Genomic DNA, 15846 nt, shown 5'->3' with positions numbered 1-15846 from the left:
TATGGATCGGATTGAACTTGAATTGTACTTGAACAATCTCCTTGAAACCGCGCGCTTCAAGGACTATTGCCCGAACGGACTGCAGGTCGAAGGGCGCCGCCGGATCAACAAACTCGCGACCGGTGTGACCGCGTCGGTGGCCTTCCTGGAGGCCGCGCTCGACTGGGGCGCGGACGCCGTGCTGGTCCATCACGGCTACTTCTGGCGCAACGAGGCGCCGCAGATCACCGGCCGCAAGCACGCTCGACTGAAGCTGCTGCTCGCCAACGACCTGAACCTGTTCGCCTACCACCTGCCGCTCGACGATCATCCCGAATTCGGTAACAACGCGCAGATCGGCGAGAAGATGGGCTGGATCAGCGACGCGCGTTTCGGCGACAACGACCTCGGCTGGCTCGCCACGTTGCCAATGCCGATCTCGCTTTCGCACCTGAGCGCGGAAATCGAGCAAACGCTGGGCCGCACGCCGCTCGTGTTCGGCGATCCCGATATGCAGCTGCGCCGCGTCGGCTGGTGCACGGGCGCCGCGCAAGGGATGTTCGACGCGGCGATCAACGCTGGCGTCGACGTCTACGTGACGGGCGAAGTATCGGAGTCGGTGATGCATACGGCGGCGGAAAGCGGCGTCGCCTTTCTTGCGGCCGGCCACCACGCGACAGAACGTTTCGGCGTGCAGGCGGTGGGCAAGCATTTGTCCGAATCGTTCGATATCGAACACCTGTTTATCGACATTCCGAATCCCGTTTGAATTGCGAATTGCATTAACGAAGAAAAAGGCGCGAATACCGCAGAAGGCGCTTAAAAGGAGGTACAAAAAAGTCTGCGATCGGTACGGACAAACCCTGAGTTATCAAGGGCTTCGCACGGTTTTTGGCAATCGGCCCTTGTAAATGGCGACTCCATTCGAGCAAACTAGCGGCGGTAGAAGCGACGTGAAGGAAAAATCCAACTCAGAAGTGGGGCGTGTGATGCGAGACAAAGAAGAGGAACGCGTCGATGGCAGCCGCCGTAACTGGCTGGTAGCGACGACCGTAGCAGGCGGCATAGGAGGTGTTGCCGTTGTCGTACCCTTTGTTAGTTCGTTTGCACCATCCGAAAAGGCCAAGGCTGCAGGTGCCCCGGCCGAAGTCGATATCAGTGGTCTGAAGCCCGGCGACATGATGACGGTCGCCTGGCGTGGCAAGCCGGTGTGGATCATCAACCGCACGGACCGCATGCTCGCCGATGTTCAAAAAGCCGATAGCCAGGTAGCGGACCCTCACACGCAGAATCCCTTCTCGATGCCGCTGCCGGACTACTGCAACAACGAATTCCGTTCACGCGCCGAGAACAAGCATCTGCTGGTTGCCGTCGCCGTTTGCACGCATCTGGGCTGCACGCCGACGCCGCGCTTCCAGGAGGGCCCGCAGCCCAATCTGCCCGACGACTGGCCTGGCGGCTTCCTGTGCCCGTGCCACGGCTCGACCTACGACATGGCCGGCCGCGTCTTCAAGAACAAACCCGCCCCGCAGAACCTCGACATCCCGCGCTTCATGTTCACGTCGGCGACGGCCCTTGTGATCGGGAAGGACGAAAAAGGAGAAGCGTAATGGCGAGCGAACACGAAGTAGAGACGACCGGGCTGGCTGGTTGGATCGACCAGCGCTTCCCGATGACTGCCACGTGGAAGAAGCACGTTTCCGAGTACTACGCGCCGAAGAACTTCAATTTCTGGTACTTCTTCGGTTCGCTGGCGTTGCTGGTGCTCGTCAACCAGATCGTCACCGGCATTTGGCTGACGATGAACTACAAGCCCGATGCGACGCTGGCGTTCGCGTCGGTCGAGTACATCATGCGCGAGGTGCCGTGGGGCTGGCTGATCCGCTACATGCACTCGACGGGGGCGTCGATGTTCTTCGTCGTTGTGTATCTGCACATGTTTCGCGGGCTTTTGTACGGCTCGTACCGCAAGCCGCGCGAGCTCGTATGGATTTTCGGCTGCCTGATTTTCCTGAGCCTGATGGCCGAGGCTTTCTTCGGCTATCTGCTGCCGTGGGGCCAGATGTCGTTCTGGGGCGCGCAGGTGATCGTGAACCTGTTCTCGGCGATTCCGTTCATCGGACCGGATCTGTCGCTGTGGATTCGCGGCGACTATGTCGTGTCCGACGTCACGCTGAACCGCTTCTTCGCGTTCCACGTGATCGCGATTCCGCTGGTCCTAGTCGGCCTCGTGATCGCGCACCTCGTCGCGCTGCACGAAGTCGGCTCGAACAACCCGGACGGCATCGAAATCAAGGCGAAGAAGGGGCCGGATGGCGTGCCGCTCGACGGCATTCCGTTCCACCCGTACTACTCGGTGCACGACTTCATGGGTGTGGCGATCTTCCTGCTGATTTTCGCGGCCATCATCTTCTTCGGGCCGGAAATGGGCGGGTACTTCCTGGAAGCCAACAACTTCGTCCCGGCGAATCCGCTGCAGACGCCGCCGGAAATTGCGCCAGTTTGGTACTTCACCGCTTTTTATGCGATGCTGCGCGCCACCACCGATCCATTCAAGATCGTCCTGATGATCGTCATTGCGCTACTTGGGCTGCTCGCGCTCGTGCGCGCGCGCGGCAAGTGGAAGATCGGGTTGCCAGTGCTCGCGGTGCTGGTGATCGTCGCGATGGTGTTCACCGAATCGAAATTCTGGGGCGTCGTCGTGATGGGCAGCGCGGTTATTTCGCTGTTCTTCCTGCCGTGGCTGGACCGCTCGCCGGTCAGGTCGATTCGCTACCGGCCGTTTTTCCACAAGGTTTTCTTGGGGATCTTCGTGATCGCGTTCCTGACGCTCGGCTTCCTCGGCACGCGGCCGCCATCGCCCGCCGCAACGCTGATTGCTCAGATCTGCGCGCTGGTGTACTTCGCGTTTTTCCTTGGCATGCCCTTCTGGACGCGGCTTGGCAAGTTCAAGCAGCCGCCGGAACGGGTGCGGTTCAAGCCTCACTAATCGCGAGCCAGGAGAACACGAAGATGAAAAAACTGCTTTCGATGTGCGTGCTGGTCGGCGCGACCGTGCTTGCGATGTTGGCCGCTCCGGTCCACGCGGACGAGAATTTCCCGCTCAGTCGCGCGCCGGACAACACGAACAATTTCGCTTCTTTGCAGCGCGGCGCGCAATTGTTTGTAAACTACTGCCTGAATTGCCACAGCGCGAACCTGATGCGCTACAACCGGCTGACCGATCTCGGCATCACGCCGAACGAAGTCCAGGCGAATCTGCTATTCACCACCGACAAGGTCGGCAACACGATGACCGTGGCGATGCGCCCGGACGACGCGAAATCGTGGTTCGGGGCGACGCCGCCGGATTTGTCGGTGGAGGCGCGGGCGCGCGGCACGGACTGGCTGTACACGTATCTGCGTAGTTTTTACCGCGACGATACGCGGCCGACTGGCTGGAACAATCTGGTGTACGAAAACGTGAGCATGCCTCACGTGCTGTGGCAGCTTCAGGGGCAGCGGGCGGCGAAATTCGGTGATGAAACCGATGAAAAAACCGGCGAAAAGGTACACAAATTCCTCGGTTTCCAGCAACTCACTCCGGGGACGATGTCGCCGGTAGATTATGATTCTGCTGTGGCCGACCTTGTGTCGTACCTGTCATGGATGTCCGAACCGACGCAGCAAACCCGCAAGCAACTTGGCGTGTGGGTGGTGTTGTTCCTCGGTATCCTGAGCTTTTTCGCCTGGCGACTGAACGCCGCATACTGGAAACATATCAAATAATCACGCCGCTACACGGCGTGGGGCCGGCGCCAGGAAAGACCTGCTGAACGGTTTTTCCGTGCGCTGGCCCTTCAGCTTTTTGAGGAAACGTAAACATGATGGTTCTGTATTCCGGCACTACTTGCCCGTTCTCCCAGCGTTGCCGGCTGGTGTTGTTCGAAAAGGGCATGGACTTCGAGATCCGCGACGTCGACCTGTTCAACAAGCCGGAAGACATCGCCGTGATGAATCCGTATGGTCAGGTGCCGATTCTCGTCGAACGGGACCTGATTCTGTACGAATCGAATATCATCAACGAGTACATCGACGAGCGCTTCCCGCACCCGCAGCTGATGCCGGCCGATCCGGTGCAACGCGCGCGGGCACGCCTGTTCCTGCTCAACTTCGAGAAAGAGCTGTTCGTCCACGTCGGCACACTCGAAAACGAGAAGGGCAAGGCAGCGGAGAAGAATCACGAGAAGGCGCGCCTCGCGATCCGCGATCGCCTGACGCAGCTCGCGCCGATCTTCCTGAAGAACAAGTACATGCTCGGCGAAGAGTTCTCGATGCTCGACGTCGCGATCGCACCGCTCTTGTGGCGCCTCGACCACTACGGTATCGAGCTGTCGAAGAACGCCGCGCCGCTGATGAAGTACGCCGAGCGCATTTTCAGCCGCCCGGCTTATATCGAAGCGCTGACGCCGTCGGAAAAGGTGATGCGTCGTTGAGTTTGGCTTTGGTGTGCGGGCGCCGGATTGCTTCGATGCGCGCCCGCCCCCGCAAGAGGACTGTTGATGCAAGAGATTTCCACGAAGCCTTATCTGCTGCGCGCGCTCTATGAGTGGTGCACGGATAACGGCTACACACCGCACATCGCGGTCCGCGTCGACAATCAGACGCGCGTGCCGCGTCAGTTCGTGCGAGACAACGAGATCGTGTTAAACATCAGCTTCGAGGCGACCAGCCAGTTGCAGATGGGCAACGAGTGGATCGAGTTCAACGCGCGCTTTTCCGGCAAGTCGCACAAGATCGAAGTGCCGGTCGCCAATATTCTGGCGATCTACGCGCGCGAGAACGGCCAAGGTATGGCGTTCCCGGTCGAAACGGCGGGCGGCGAAGCTCAGGATTCGGGCGCGGATGCCGCGGACGAAGCGGACACGCCGGCGGCGCCGCGCGCCGTCGAAACGGCGCCGGTCGACCCGGCCGAGGCCAGCGACGCCGACGACAAACCGCAACCCGACGACGATGGATCGAAAGGTGGCGGAAGGGCTCGCCTTAAGATCGTGAAATGAAGTAGAATCACGGCCTCATGCCGGCTTAGCTCATCAGGTAGAGCGCTTGACTTGTAATCATGAGGTGGCGGGTTCGAGTCCTGCAGCCGGCACCAGATTGCTTTATCAGCAGTAACTGGAAATGCTTGAAAACCCCGTCGGAGCACACGCTTCGGCGGGGTTTTTTTTCGGCAGTCGAGTCGCCGAGCTAGACCGACTTGACCTCGCCGCCGTCCATCCTCGGCTCCGCGATTTCCTCGGGTGTGCTATAGCGTGAGATGCCCGTAGCGGCATCCGGCTCAGACAGGTCAAGATCGATGACGAGAACGGGTCGTTCTTGCCCTGCACCGCCAGCAGAGGCGGTCGGTAGGTGCGGAGTACTCCTGAAACGCCGGGTACAGAGCGACATTGTGGCGATGATCGCGGAACAGATCGAGCTGGACCTCACCCCCGCCGGGGGACGCAGGTAGAAGTCGCCAACACGGATCACCACGAGCGCGTCGGATTTCGACGGTGCTTTTTTCGTCTTTAGCCCATGCCGGAAAGACGTTGGATGCGGTGTGAGGTGAGCTGCTGGGTAGCTCAGAAATCACGATATCTCTTTCACCTTGTCCATAGTAGACTTTTTAATCTGTAATCGGCCGGCCAAAATGCAGTGCGGGCCAAGGTGCGCCGTTCGACGGCTCAAACATCACGCTGTTTCCTTCACCTTGTCGATCGTGGACTTTTTAGTATTCTGTTCGCTGAACTTCGGCTGCACCGCCGTTTGAGGTGAGTCACTGAATGGCTCAAAAATCACAATATCTCTTTCACCTTGTCGATCGTAGACTTTTTGGTCTGCAACTGACCCACTAAAGTGCGCCCATGCCTTGTGGTGCGCCGCCTGACGGCTCAAAAATCACGCTAGCTCTTTCACCTTGTCGACTATGGACTTTATTGTCTACATTTGGCGCGTCTAAACTTACCTGATCATCGTCACCAATTCATGCGGCGCCCGCGAAGCCGCACGGCGGCGGTACGGTACTATTCGCGCGTCGCCAGGGATGGCGGGCAGCCGCCAGACGTTCCGGTCCGCTGCCGCGGTCCACGTCGCCGGCGACGTCACATCGACTCCATTGCACCATGACCAACCCCCCAACTCTCACCTGGCCCGAAGCCGACGGCCCGCGCACCGCACGCTGGCGCTCCGAAGCGGCCGTGCCGCCGCCGAAGCGCGTCGTCGTCGCCGACGACCGCACCACCGCCGATTCGGCCTACCGCCTCGCCTGCGAAGGCACCGCGTTGTTGTGGCACGGCGACTTCCAGAACGCGCGCCAACTGTTGCAGGCGGTCACGCGCCGACTCGAACGCAAGGCACGCAAGCAGGGAGCGACACCGCTCGACGCGTTCAACCTGCATCGGCAGGCGCAGTCGCAACGCGCCCGCACGCTCGGCATGATTCTGATTCCGCTCGATGCCGACTACGGCATTTCCCTGCGTCGCGCGCCCGACGTGCGGCAGGCCTGCACCGAAGCGTACGGACCGGCGACCGGCGAGGCGTCGGTGGTGTCGTTGCGCGAGTTGCTCGGTTTGATCGGCGCGCACGAATGGCGCAAGAACGGTGTCGACATCGCGGCGCTCGGCGAGCGCATTCATCCGCACTACGGCGTGTTCTCACCGGTGCGTGGCGAGTACGTCGATCTCGTCGCGCGCGCCGCGCTGCCGTCGCTGGATCTCGCGTTCGATATCGGCACCGGCACTGGCGTGCTGGCCGCGCTGCTGGCCAAACGCGGCGTGCGCAAGATCGTCGCCACGGATCAGGATGAGCGCGCGCTGGCGTGTGCGCGTGAAAATCTCGCACGCCTGGGCTACGCCCGGCAAGTCGAGATCGTGCAGGCCGATCTGTTTCCGGACGGACGGGCGCCGCTCGTCGTCTGCAATCCGCCGTGGGTGCCGGCGCGGCCCGCGTCGCCGCTCGAATACGCGGTCTATGATCCTGACAGCCGCATGCTGCTCGGCTTCCTGAACGGCCTCGCCGATCATCTGACGCCGGGCGGCGAAGGCTGGCTGATCATTTCGGATTTCGCCGAGCATCTCGGGTTGCGCACGCGCGCATGGCTGCTGGCGGCGATCGAGCACGCGGGGCTCAGTGTGGTGGGACGCGAGGACATTCGTCCACGGCATCCGAAGGCCAGTGATCAGAACGATCCGCTGCATGTTGCGCGAGCGGCCGAGATCACGTCGTTGTGGCGGCTCAAGGTGCGGTGACGGCGAGTGCGTGCGTCACGCCGATGCGCGGCGCGCTTCGAGATACGCGCATGCGCCCCGGCCGGCCACGAGCCCGCTGGCAAAACAGGCCGTCAGCAGATAACCGCCGGTCGGTGCTTCCCAGTCGAGCATTTCGCCCGCGCAGAATGCGCCGGGCATCCGGTCGATCATCAGATGTGCGTCCAGCGCCTCGAACGGGATGCCGCCCGCCGTGCTGATCGCTTCGTCGATCGGTCGCGCGCGCAGCAGTCGCAACGGCAGCGCCTTGATCGCGTGGGCGAGACCGCGCGCATCGGCGAATGCTTCTTTCGACAGAATCTCGTGCAACAGCGCCAGCTTGACCCCGCCGATGCCAATCCGCCCATGCAGATGACTCGCAATCGAGCGTGAGCCGCGCGGTCGCGTCACTTCCTCGATGACCCGCTCGAGCGGCAAGCCTGGCGCGAGATCCAGCCCGATGGTGAGCTCGCCGTCGGCCAGAATCCGCTCGCGGATCGGCGCCGACAGCGCGTAAATCAGACTCCCTTCGAGGCCTGTTTCGGTCAGAAGTATTTCACCTTGTCGATTGTGGACTTTTCCGTCTACATCGGTGAAGGAAATCGCGATCGTCTTGATCGGCTGACCAGCGAAACGCTCGCGCAGATACGGGCTCCAGTCCGCGTCGAAGCCGCAATTCGCAGGGCGCAACGGCATCAGCGGCACGCCGCGCGATATCATCAGCGGCACCCACGCGGCGTCGGAGCCGAGCCGCGGCCAACTGCCGCCGCCGAGCGCGAACACGACCGCGTCGTAGCTCACCGTCTGCTCACCGTCGGGCGTGGCGAAGCGCAGCGCATGCGCGGCGTTGTCTTCCGACACGGACGCCCAGCCGTTCCACTTGTGACGCATGTGGAACTGCACGCCCGCTTCGCGCAGTCGATGCAGCCACGCGCGCAGCATCGGCGCGGCCTTCATGTCGGACGGAAACACGCGCCCCGAACTGCCGATGAACGTCTCGACACCCAATTCGCGCAACCAGGCGCGCAGCGTGTCGGGACCGAACGCGTCGAGCAGCGGCGCGATGCGCTCGCGGCGCGTGCCGTAGCGGTCGAGAAACGGCTCGAGCGCTTCCGAATGCGTGATGTTCATGCCACCTTTGCCCGCCATCAGGAATTTGCGGCCGACCGACGGCATCGCGTCATGCACGTGGACTTGCACGCCGCGCCGGGCAAGCGTCTCGGCGGCCATCAGGCCGGCGGGGCCGCCGCCGATTACGGCGACGCGGGCGGAATCGAGCGAGGAGGGCATGCGGTTCGGCGGATCTGCGGGGGAAAATAGGCGCTGCGCCGCCAGCGACCGAACGGACGGGCGGCGCGAAGGGCGTTATTGTCACACCGCGCGCGGCGCGCGGCAAACGCCGTCGAACGCGGTCGAACTGCTTTCAGCGCTTGGCTCGCGCCGCATGCGACCTATACTTTTCACACATCTTCCTCGATCGTCTGGTTCAAGGAGATTGTCATGACCCGCAAATACATCGACTGCCGCGAATTTCCGAGCGAAATGAACTGCACCGTCGCGATGTCCGCCGACAGCGACAGCGAACTGCTCGAAGCCGCGGTCCAGCATGCCGTCAGCGTTCACAAGCATGCGGATTCGCCGGAGCTGCGCGCGCAGCTGAAGACGCTATTTCATGAGGGAACGCCGCCCGCCGAGGCGCCGCGCGCTTGAGATACCCGTGCAAGGGGAGTGTGGAAGCCCGCGTCGCGAGCGGCATCCAGCCGCCCGCGCGCGGTCGTGTTGCAGCAGTCTTTTGGTCACACGCGAAACGCGATACCAAGCCATCCTAACCAACATGCCGACGCGCTAACCCGGATACGCCTCATCGACCTTCAGCCCGGCGAGCTTGAAGATCACCCGCAACGTCTGCGGCTTGATGTCGCGTCGGGACGCGAGCGTCGTCATCACGAAGTCGAGCACCTTGGCGTACTTGAGCATCGTCAGGCAAGTTTCGAGGTCGACGTTGCCGTCGCGCATGACCTCGGCGAGCCGCAGCATTTCCGTGGAGATATCGCGAGCCATCTCCAGTTCGAGTTGCTGTTTCTCCGACCATGCCGGCGCGGTGGTGAGCTTCGCAAGCATTTCCTGAAACTTCTGTTCGACGTTTCCGTTGGGTACCGTATCCATTGCCGCCTCTTCGGTGATCTTCCGAGCGCGCGACCGGTAGCAAAGCCGGCCGCTGCTGGTTACGTAACGTTCGGCCCGCGTTGCGGGACCGCTCTCCCCACATGCATCCGGTTCGCGTGTCCGGTCGCACGACCGGACAGCCTCCTGTTTTCGGCGACACGGCTTGCACCCGCGGGCTCCGCCGGCGCGCAAGCTGTTTTCAGCCATTCTCGAGACACTTCCGCGCAGCGCCTGTCGAGCAGGAAGTGTTCCCAGCAGAGCATCTGTGTCGCGTGGTCCGCGCGGCGTGCTCGCTGGGAATGCCGCAGTTTGGGTAAACTGGCAGTAACTTTTCTCTTTTTCCGTCATCTGTCGCACGTTCGCGCTGCAATTGATGGCGACCCACACGATGTCCGGCAAAACCCACGAAATCCGTCCCAACCAGTCCGTCGAACTTCTCAAAGAACTCCACATCCTGACGCGCGACGGCAAGATGAATCAGGACAGCCGTCGCAAGCTGAAGCAGGTCTACCACCTGTTCCAGTTCATCGAGCCGCTGCTCAAGGACCTGAAGGACCAGCAGGGCTCGCTGACGCTCGTCGATCACGGCGCGGGCAAGTCATACCTCGGTTTTATCCTGTACGACCTGTTTTTCAAGCAGTTTCAGGACGCCGCTGGTGGGGCTTCGCACATTTACGGCATCGAAACGCGCGAGGAACTGGTGACGAAGTCCGAAGAGCTGGCGGCGCGGCTCGGCTTCAAGGGGATGTCGTTTTTGAATTTGTCCGTGGCGGAGTCGATCACCTCGACGCGGCTGCCCGCCGAAATCGACATCGTGACCGCGCTGCACGCGTGCAATACTGCGACCGACGACGCAATCCGTTTCGCGCTCGAAAAGCACGCGAAGTACATCGTCGTCGTGCCGTGCTGCCAGGCCGAGGTGGCCGGCGTGCTGCGGCAGAACAAAGGCAAGGCTCTGAAGAACGCGCTCACGGAAATCTGGCGGCATCCGCTGCACACGCGCGAATTCGGCAGTCAGATCACGAACGTGCTGCGCTGCCTGCAGCTCGAAGCGCATGGCTATCAGGTCAGTGTGACCGAGCTGGTCGGCTGGGAACACTCGATGAAAAACGAGCTGATCATCGCGCAGTACAAGGATCTGCCGCGGCGCCGGCCGGCTGAGCGGCTCGGCGAAGTGCTCGACACGCTCGGACTCGATGCGCTTAAGGAGCGTTTTTTCGTGCCGGCCTGAGGCGCAGCCGGGCGCTTCACCTAGCGCTTCATCAACGCATCCCAGCCTTTGAGGCCAATGCGCCGCAGCGTTTCCTGATTGCGCTCGTAAATCTCTTCCGCGTCGGGAAAGGCCTGCACGGCTCGCTCGATGCTGTCTTCACGCAGCAGATGCAGGATCGGATACGGCGCCCGGTTCGTGTAGTTTTCGATGTCGTCGGGCTCGCTGCCTTCGAACTGGTAGTGCGGATGAAAGCTCGCGATCTGAATCACTCCTTCGAGCCGAAGTTGCTGGATCAGGCGGTCGGCGAAGAACAGGTAGTCGTTGAAGTCGAGAAAGTCGCCGAACGCGTGCGGCAGGATCAGCAGCGTCGTGTCGATGGCGGCGGGGTCGGCGGCGACGAGCGTCTGCAATTCGGCTTCCAGGTCGGTGAGTACCGCTTCGAGCGTGTCCGCTTCGCTGACCGCATAGCGAATCTGCTCCTTGACATGCACGGCCTTTGCGAACGGACACAGGTTCAAGCCGATCACGGCCTCGGTCAGCCAGTGACGGGTCGTGGCGATAACGGCATCGTGGGATTCGGCGGGCGACGGCATGGCGGAAGGATGGGACGGGGAAACGCGCAATTCTAAAGGACCCGGCCGACGGACTGACTCAGCCAGCCTGCTTCTTTGCGCAAGCGGCCGCAATCAACTGCGCGGCGACTCGCGGCGCGGCGAGGATCGGCCCGCAGCCCGGCCCGTAAGTCTGGCTCGCCGCGTACACGCCCTCGATCAGCAGGCCGAGCCCATCGGCGAGCGCTTGCGGATCGTCGGCGCCGGCCGCCGTCGACAGTTCGACGAGGCGCGCCATCAAGCGCTGCTTGTTGCGGAACACGAACTGCCGCGCCGGATGCGCGGTATCCGAAAACTCCACCGACACGTTCACGAACGGGCAGCCGCGGTAATGGTCGACCGAGGCGCGCACCGCGAGGTCGTCGAAGTACTGCTGAAGCTGCTTCGCCGGCTCGCCCGGATGTTTGGCGAAACTCTTCTCGACGTAGCCGAAGAACTGCTCGTCCTTCTGTTCCAGATACGCCATCACCAGCTCGTCCTTCGACGAAAACTGCCGGTACAGGCTCATTTTGTTCACACCCGCGCGCTCGACCACCGCATCGACGCCGACCGTGCGCACGCCCTCGCGATAGAACAACTCGCTCGCCGCGCGCAGCAGATGCTGCTGCGCCTGCGGCCCCGCGGTCTGTGCGCCGCGCGCACGCCGCGAGCGAGTAGCGGCGGGCTTGAGAGTTTCGCTGTCGGACATGGCAAGTCACCCGAATGAATTGACGCCTTGACATGTTACCGACCAGTAACTAAGATCGCAACACCATTGTGACTGATCTGTCACAAATCATTTACCGAAGCCGTAACAATACGAACGATGCCGCCACCCCGGCCGCGTCGATTGGAGAACCGATGAACTGGGCTGCGCGATTGATAGGCGGACGTTTCCACTATGGCTGGTTGACCGTCGCCGTGGTGTTTCTGGTCTTGCTTGCGGCGGCGGGTACGCGCGCGACGCCTAGCGTGATGATGGTGCCGCTCGAGCACCAATTCGGCTGGAGCCGCGCGACGATTTCGCTCGCGATCTCCGTGAACATCGCGCTGTACGGGTTGATGGGGCCCTTCGCGGCCGCCGCGATGCAGCGCTTCGGTGTCCGTCCGACGCTGCTGAGCGCGCTCGGCACGATGGCCGCGGGCGTCGCGCTGTCGTCGCTGATGACGCATCCGTGGCAGATGGTGCTGATCTGGGGTGTGATGGTCGGCGGATCGACCGGGGTCGCGGCGCTGTCGCTGTCGGCGACCGTCGTCACGCGCTGGTTCACTACGCGCCGCGGTCTCGTGATGGGTATCCTGACCGCCAGTTCGGCGACCGGCCAACTGGTGTTCCTGCCGCTGCTCGCGGCCGTCGCCGAGCATTACGGCTGGCGCCAGGTCGTGTGGGTGGTCGCGCTCGCGGCGGGCATCGTGATTCCGCTCGTCGCGTTCCTGCTGCCCGAGCATCCGGCCGACATGCGGCTGCGCCCATACGGCGAAGCGCACGACGCGCCGATTACCAAGACCGTCACCAGGCAGAACCCGCTCGCGATCGCGTTCGGCACGCTCGCGTCGGCGAGCAAAACGCGCGATTTCTGGCTGCTGTTCTTCAGCTTCTTCATTTGCGGCGCGAGCACCAATGGCTATGTCGGCACCCATCTGATCGCGATGTGCGGCGACTATGGCATGACCGAAGTGCAGGGCGCGTCGCTGCTCGCGGCGATGGGCGTGTTCGACCTGTTCGGCACCACGCTGTCGGGCTGGCTGTCGGATCGCTTCAATAGCCGCGTGCTGCTGTTCTGGTACTACGGGCTGCGCGGCCTGTCACTGATGTATCTGCCGCATGCGTTCGGCATCGACTTTTTCGGGCTGCCGCTGTTCGCGGTGTTCTACGGTCTCGACTGGATCGCCACCGTGCCGCCGACCGTGCGTCTCGCCACCGACGTCTACGGCAAGGAATCGGCGCCGATCGTGTTCGGTTGGGTGGTCGCCGGCCACCAGCTCGGCGCGGCGTTCGCGGCGCTCGGCGCGGGCATGCTGCGCGCGAGCCTCGGCACTTATACGGTCGCGTCGATGATTTCCGGCGGCTTGTGCCTGATCGCCGCCGTGATCGTGCTGCGCATCAACCGCCCGGCCAAATATCCGGCGCCGCAGGCAATCTGAATCGCCTTCGCGGACCGCGCAGATTCGCCGTCAGTAATGCAACGACGCACGGCCCCATCATGGGCCGTGCGCGCTTTTTCAGCCAGCGCGCATAGCGCCGTGCTGCAAGTTGGAACGCGCATCGAAAGCCCGTTATGCTATGTGGCCTCGGGCAACCGCCCGACGATCATGAATTTCTACCGAGAGAAACGCATGGCCAAGAAACCCGCCCCGACCGAAGTTGCCATTCACGAGCTGATTGCAGGCCGCTGGAGCCCGCGCGCGTATTCGAGCGAGCCGGTGAGCCGCGATCAATTGCGCGCCGTGCTCGAAGCGGCGCGCTGGGCGCCGTCCTCGTATAACGCGCAGCCCTGGCGTTTTGTCGTATTCGATCGCAGCGTCGATGAAGTCGCGTTCAAGAAGGCTTTCGCCACGCTGGTGCCGTTCAACCAGGGCTGGAATGCGCCCGCGCCGGTGCTGATCGCGGTGACCGCGCACACCTTGACCAACAAGGGCGACGTCAATCGCTGCGCGCTCTATGACGCGGGCGCGGCGGCGATGGCGCTGGTGCTGCAGGCGCACGCGCTCGGCCTTGCCGCGCACCAGATGAGCGGCTTCGACGTGAACGCGTTCCGCACCACCTTCGAATTGCCGCAAGACGTCGAGCCGATCGCGATGATCTCGCTTGGCCATTACGGCGACGTCGACAAACTGGACCCGGTCCTGCGCGAACGCGAGAAGGCGCCGCGTCAGCGCGTGGCGCTCGCGGAAATCGCGTACGGCGGGGGCTGGAAGAAGGCGTTCTGAGCAACGGACTCGCGGCGCTTGCCGCGTGACTTCGCCAGGCAGTCAGGTACGCGCGGCACGGTCCGCGCGTTTTGCATCGGCGCGCTGCACGCCGTACTCTTCATCCGTCACGCTCGACAGCGGCGCCGCCACATGCTCGAGCGACTTGCGCTCCGCGTCGACACCCCAGATCGCCGCGACGAGCGCCGCCGCGAGCATCAACCCCGAGCCCACCAGATAGCCCGAAAACACTTCGCTGCGCTGATGCGTGTCGATCAGCCGACCGAAAAACGCCGGCCCGATGATGCCGCCGAGCGCGGTGCCGAACGCATAGAAAACCGCAATCGCGAGCGCGCGGATTTCGAGCGGAAACGATTCACTGACGGTCAGATACGCGGAACTCGCGGCCGCCGACGCGAAGAAGAAAATCACCATCCAGGCGACCGTCTGCGTGACGACGGTCAGCAGTTGCTGCTCGAACAGATAACCCGACAGCGTCAGCAGGATCGCCGACATCGCGTACGTCGCGGCGATCATCTTGCGTCGGCCGATCACGTCGAATAGCCGCCCGAGCACGAGCGGCCCCAGGAAATTGCCGAGCGCGAAAGGCAGCAGATACCAGCCGATATCGCCGCCCGGCACGTGATAGAAGTCGGTGAGGACCAGCGCGTAGGTGAAAAAGATCGCGTTGTAAAAGAATGCCTGCGCGGTCATCAACGTGAGACCGACCAGCGAGCGGCGCCGGTGCAAGTTGAACAGCGTGTGGAACACCTCGCGCAACGGCGTATGGTCGCGAGCGCGCAGGCGCAGCCGCGTGAGGGCGTCGTCGGCGAGCGTGTGGCCGTCGTCGCGAAAACGCGTTTCGATGCCCTCGACGATTGTCCGTGCGTCGCGCTCGTCACCGTGCGTGAGCAGCCAGCGGGGGCTTTCAGGTATCCAGATGCGCATCGGCAGAATCCCGAGCGCGAGCACCGCGCCGATGAAAAAGCACGCGCGCCAGCCCCAGTCGGAAGGCAGCAGATGCGGGTCGAGCAGCACCAGCGAGCCCGCGGCGCCGAGCCCCGCGCCAACCCAGAAAGTGCCGTTGATACCGAGGTCGGTCCAGCCGCGCACGCGTGCCGGCGTGAATTCCTGGATCGTCGAGTTGATCGCCGTGTATTCGCCGCCGATACCCGCACCGGTCAGGAAACGGAACAGCATGAAGCTCATCAGATTCCACGACAGCGCGGTCGCCGCGGTCGCGGCCAGATAAAGCGTCAGCGTGATGAAAAAGAGCTTGCGGCGGCCGAGTCGGTCGGTCAGCCAGCCGAAACCGAGCGCGCCGAGTACCGCGCCTGCAATGTACGCGCTGCCGGCGAGGCCGACGTCGGCATTCGAAAAGCGCAGCGCCGGGCTGGTTTTCAGCGCGCTCGCGACCGCGCCGGCAAGCGTCACTTCGAGCCCGTCGAGCAACCACGTCACGCCGAGCGCGACTACGATCAGCGTGTGAAAGCGGCCCCACGGCAGGCGGTCTAGCCGCGACGGCAAGTCGGTTTCGATCAGCATGGCGTGGTGGTCATCGACGGCGGCGGTGGGCGGCACGCTCATGACGCGAAGTCTCCTCGATGGCGAAATGGAGCGGCGTATCCGGTCGGATCTAGCAAGATCCGTTCCGCGCCAGGATTTCACTCGATCTTTCCGCGGTCCCGTCAGCTTCAGTTGATGCTGCCGGAGTTTTCGTGATACA

At 62.9% G+C, this 15846-nt stretch carries 16 protein-coding genes, 1 tRNA gene and 1 pseudogene; 12 read left to right on the top strand and 6 right to left on the bottom strand.

Annotated features, from left to right (window positions below):
* Position 1 precedes the first annotated feature (1 nt).
* The 7 genes from AB3X86_RS29245 to AB3X86_RS29215 all read left to right on the top strand — a co-directional run bounded on the left by AB3X86_RS29245 (position 2) and on the right by AB3X86_RS29215 (position 5113).
* Entirely contained in the window at positions 2–748 is a 747-nt protein-coding gene (locus AB3X86_RS29245) for a Nif3-like dinuclear metal center hexameric protein (RefSeq protein WP_176124286.1), read from the top strand.
* Positions 749–968: 220 nt separating this feature from the next.
* Positions 969–1589: a ubiquinol-cytochrome c reductase iron-sulfur subunit gene (gene petA, locus AB3X86_RS29240; protein ID WP_368598749.1), complete on the top strand. Its 621-nt coding sequence runs from the start codon at positions 969–971 to the stop codon at positions 1587–1589.
* Complete coding sequence (locus AB3X86_RS29235; protein WP_368598700.1) at positions 1589–2968, top strand: cytochrome bc complex cytochrome b subunit; 1380 nt, start codon at positions 1589–1591, stop codon at positions 2966–2968. Before petA ends, AB3X86_RS29235 begins: the two co-directional genes overlap by 1 nt.
* Before the next feature lie 23 nt (positions 2969–2991).
* A complete protein-coding gene (locus tag AB3X86_RS29230; RefSeq protein ID WP_368598699.1) occupies positions 2992–3747 on the top strand; it encodes a cytochrome c1 in 756 nt (251 codons plus the stop codon).
* 95 nt (positions 3748–3842) lie between these two features.
* Complete coding sequence (locus AB3X86_RS29225) at positions 3843–4454, top strand: glutathione S-transferase N-terminal domain-containing protein (RefSeq protein WP_006052302.1); 612 nt, start codon at positions 3843–3845, stop codon at positions 4452–4454.
* A 66-nt stretch (positions 4455–4520) separates the two neighbouring features.
* Positions 4521–5018: a ClpXP protease specificity-enhancing factor gene (locus AB3X86_RS29220; protein WP_368598698.1), complete on the top strand. Its 498-nt coding sequence runs from the start codon at positions 4521–4523 to the stop codon at positions 5016–5018.
* Positions 5019–5037: 19 nt separating this feature from the next.
* A tRNA-Thr gene (locus AB3X86_RS29215) sits at positions 5038–5113 on the top strand.
* Positions 5114–5321: 208 nt separating this feature from the next.
* Here AB3X86_RS29215 and AB3X86_RS29210 read toward each other — a convergent pair.
* Positions 5322–5472: pseudogene (locus AB3X86_RS29210) on the bottom strand (alpha/beta hydrolase); the annotation flags it as partial.
* 647 nt (positions 5473–6119) lie between these two features.
* On the opposite strand from AB3X86_RS29210, the gene AB3X86_RS29205 reads away from it, so the two are divergent.
* Positions 6120–7244, top strand: a complete 1125-nt coding sequence (locus tag AB3X86_RS29205; RefSeq protein ID WP_368598697.1) for a methyltransferase — start codon at positions 6120–6122, stop codon at positions 7242–7244.
* A gap of 15 nt (positions 7245–7259) precedes the next feature.
* Here the strand turns inward: AB3X86_RS29205 and AB3X86_RS29200 are convergent, their stop codons facing one another.
* On the bottom strand, positions 7260–8531 hold the full coding sequence (locus AB3X86_RS29200; protein WP_368598696.1) for a TIGR03862 family flavoprotein: 1272 nt from the start codon (positions 8529–8531) through the stop codon (positions 7260–7262).
* 210 nt (positions 8532–8741) lie between these two features.
* On the opposite strand from AB3X86_RS29200, the gene AB3X86_RS29195 reads away from it, so the two are divergent.
* The gene (locus AB3X86_RS29195) at positions 8742–8951 is read left to right on the top strand and encodes a DUF1059 domain-containing protein (RefSeq protein WP_176124292.1); all 210 of its coding nucleotides are present in this window, start codon (positions 8742–8744) and stop codon (positions 8949–8951) included.
* A 135-nt stretch (positions 8952–9086) separates the two neighbouring features.
* Here the strand turns inward: AB3X86_RS29195 and AB3X86_RS29190 are convergent, their stop codons facing one another.
* A complete protein-coding gene (locus tag AB3X86_RS29190; protein WP_013090673.1) occupies positions 9087–9407 on the bottom strand; it encodes a hypothetical protein in 321 nt (106 codons plus the stop codon).
* A 388-nt stretch (positions 9408–9795) separates the two neighbouring features.
* On the opposite strand from AB3X86_RS29190, the gene AB3X86_RS29185 reads away from it, so the two are divergent.
* Positions 9796–10638: an SAM-dependent methyltransferase gene (locus AB3X86_RS29185; protein WP_368598695.1), complete on the top strand. Its 843-nt coding sequence runs from the start codon at positions 9796–9798 to the stop codon at positions 10636–10638.
* Between the two features lie 20 nt (positions 10639–10658).
* Here the strand turns inward: AB3X86_RS29185 and AB3X86_RS29180 are convergent, their stop codons facing one another.
* Together AB3X86_RS29180 and AB3X86_RS29175 are read right to left on the bottom strand one after the other, a co-directional pair.
* Positions 10659–11213, bottom strand: a complete 555-nt coding sequence (locus AB3X86_RS29180) for a DUF1415 domain-containing protein (protein ID WP_368598694.1) — start codon at positions 11211–11213, stop codon at positions 10659–10661.
* Between the two features lie 58 nt (positions 11214–11271).
* Positions 11272–11919, bottom strand: a complete 648-nt coding sequence (locus AB3X86_RS29175) for a TetR/AcrR family transcriptional regulator (protein ID WP_368598693.1) — start codon at positions 11917–11919, stop codon at positions 11272–11274.
* A 152-nt stretch (positions 11920–12071) separates the two neighbouring features.
* Between AB3X86_RS29175 and AB3X86_RS29170 the strand changes: the two genes are divergently transcribed.
* Together AB3X86_RS29170 and AB3X86_RS29165 are read left to right on the top strand one after the other, a co-directional pair.
* Entirely contained in the window at positions 12072–13355 is a 1284-nt protein-coding gene (locus tag AB3X86_RS29170) for an MFS transporter (protein ID WP_368598692.1), read from the top strand.
* Between the two features lie 192 nt (positions 13356–13547).
* Positions 13548–14141, top strand: coding sequence for a nitroreductase family protein (locus tag AB3X86_RS29165; RefSeq protein WP_368598691.1), 594 nt, complete (start codon positions 13548–13550; stop codon positions 14139–14141).
* A gap of 42 nt (positions 14142–14183) precedes the next feature.
* On the opposite strand, the gene AB3X86_RS29160 is transcribed toward AB3X86_RS29165, so the two are convergent.
* Complete coding sequence (locus tag AB3X86_RS29160) at positions 14184–15707, bottom strand: MFS transporter (RefSeq protein WP_368598690.1); 1524 nt, start codon at positions 15705–15707, stop codon at positions 14184–14186.
* Positions 15708–15846 lie beyond the last annotated feature (139 nt).

The organism is Paraburkholderia sp. BR14374 (assembly GCF_040948685.1).
Classification (GTDB): domain Bacteria; phylum Pseudomonadota; class Gammaproteobacteria; order Burkholderiales; family Burkholderiaceae; genus Paraburkholderia; species Paraburkholderia youngii.
Note: the sequence above shows the minus strand (reverse complement) of the source record. Positions and strands in the feature narration are given on the sequence as shown.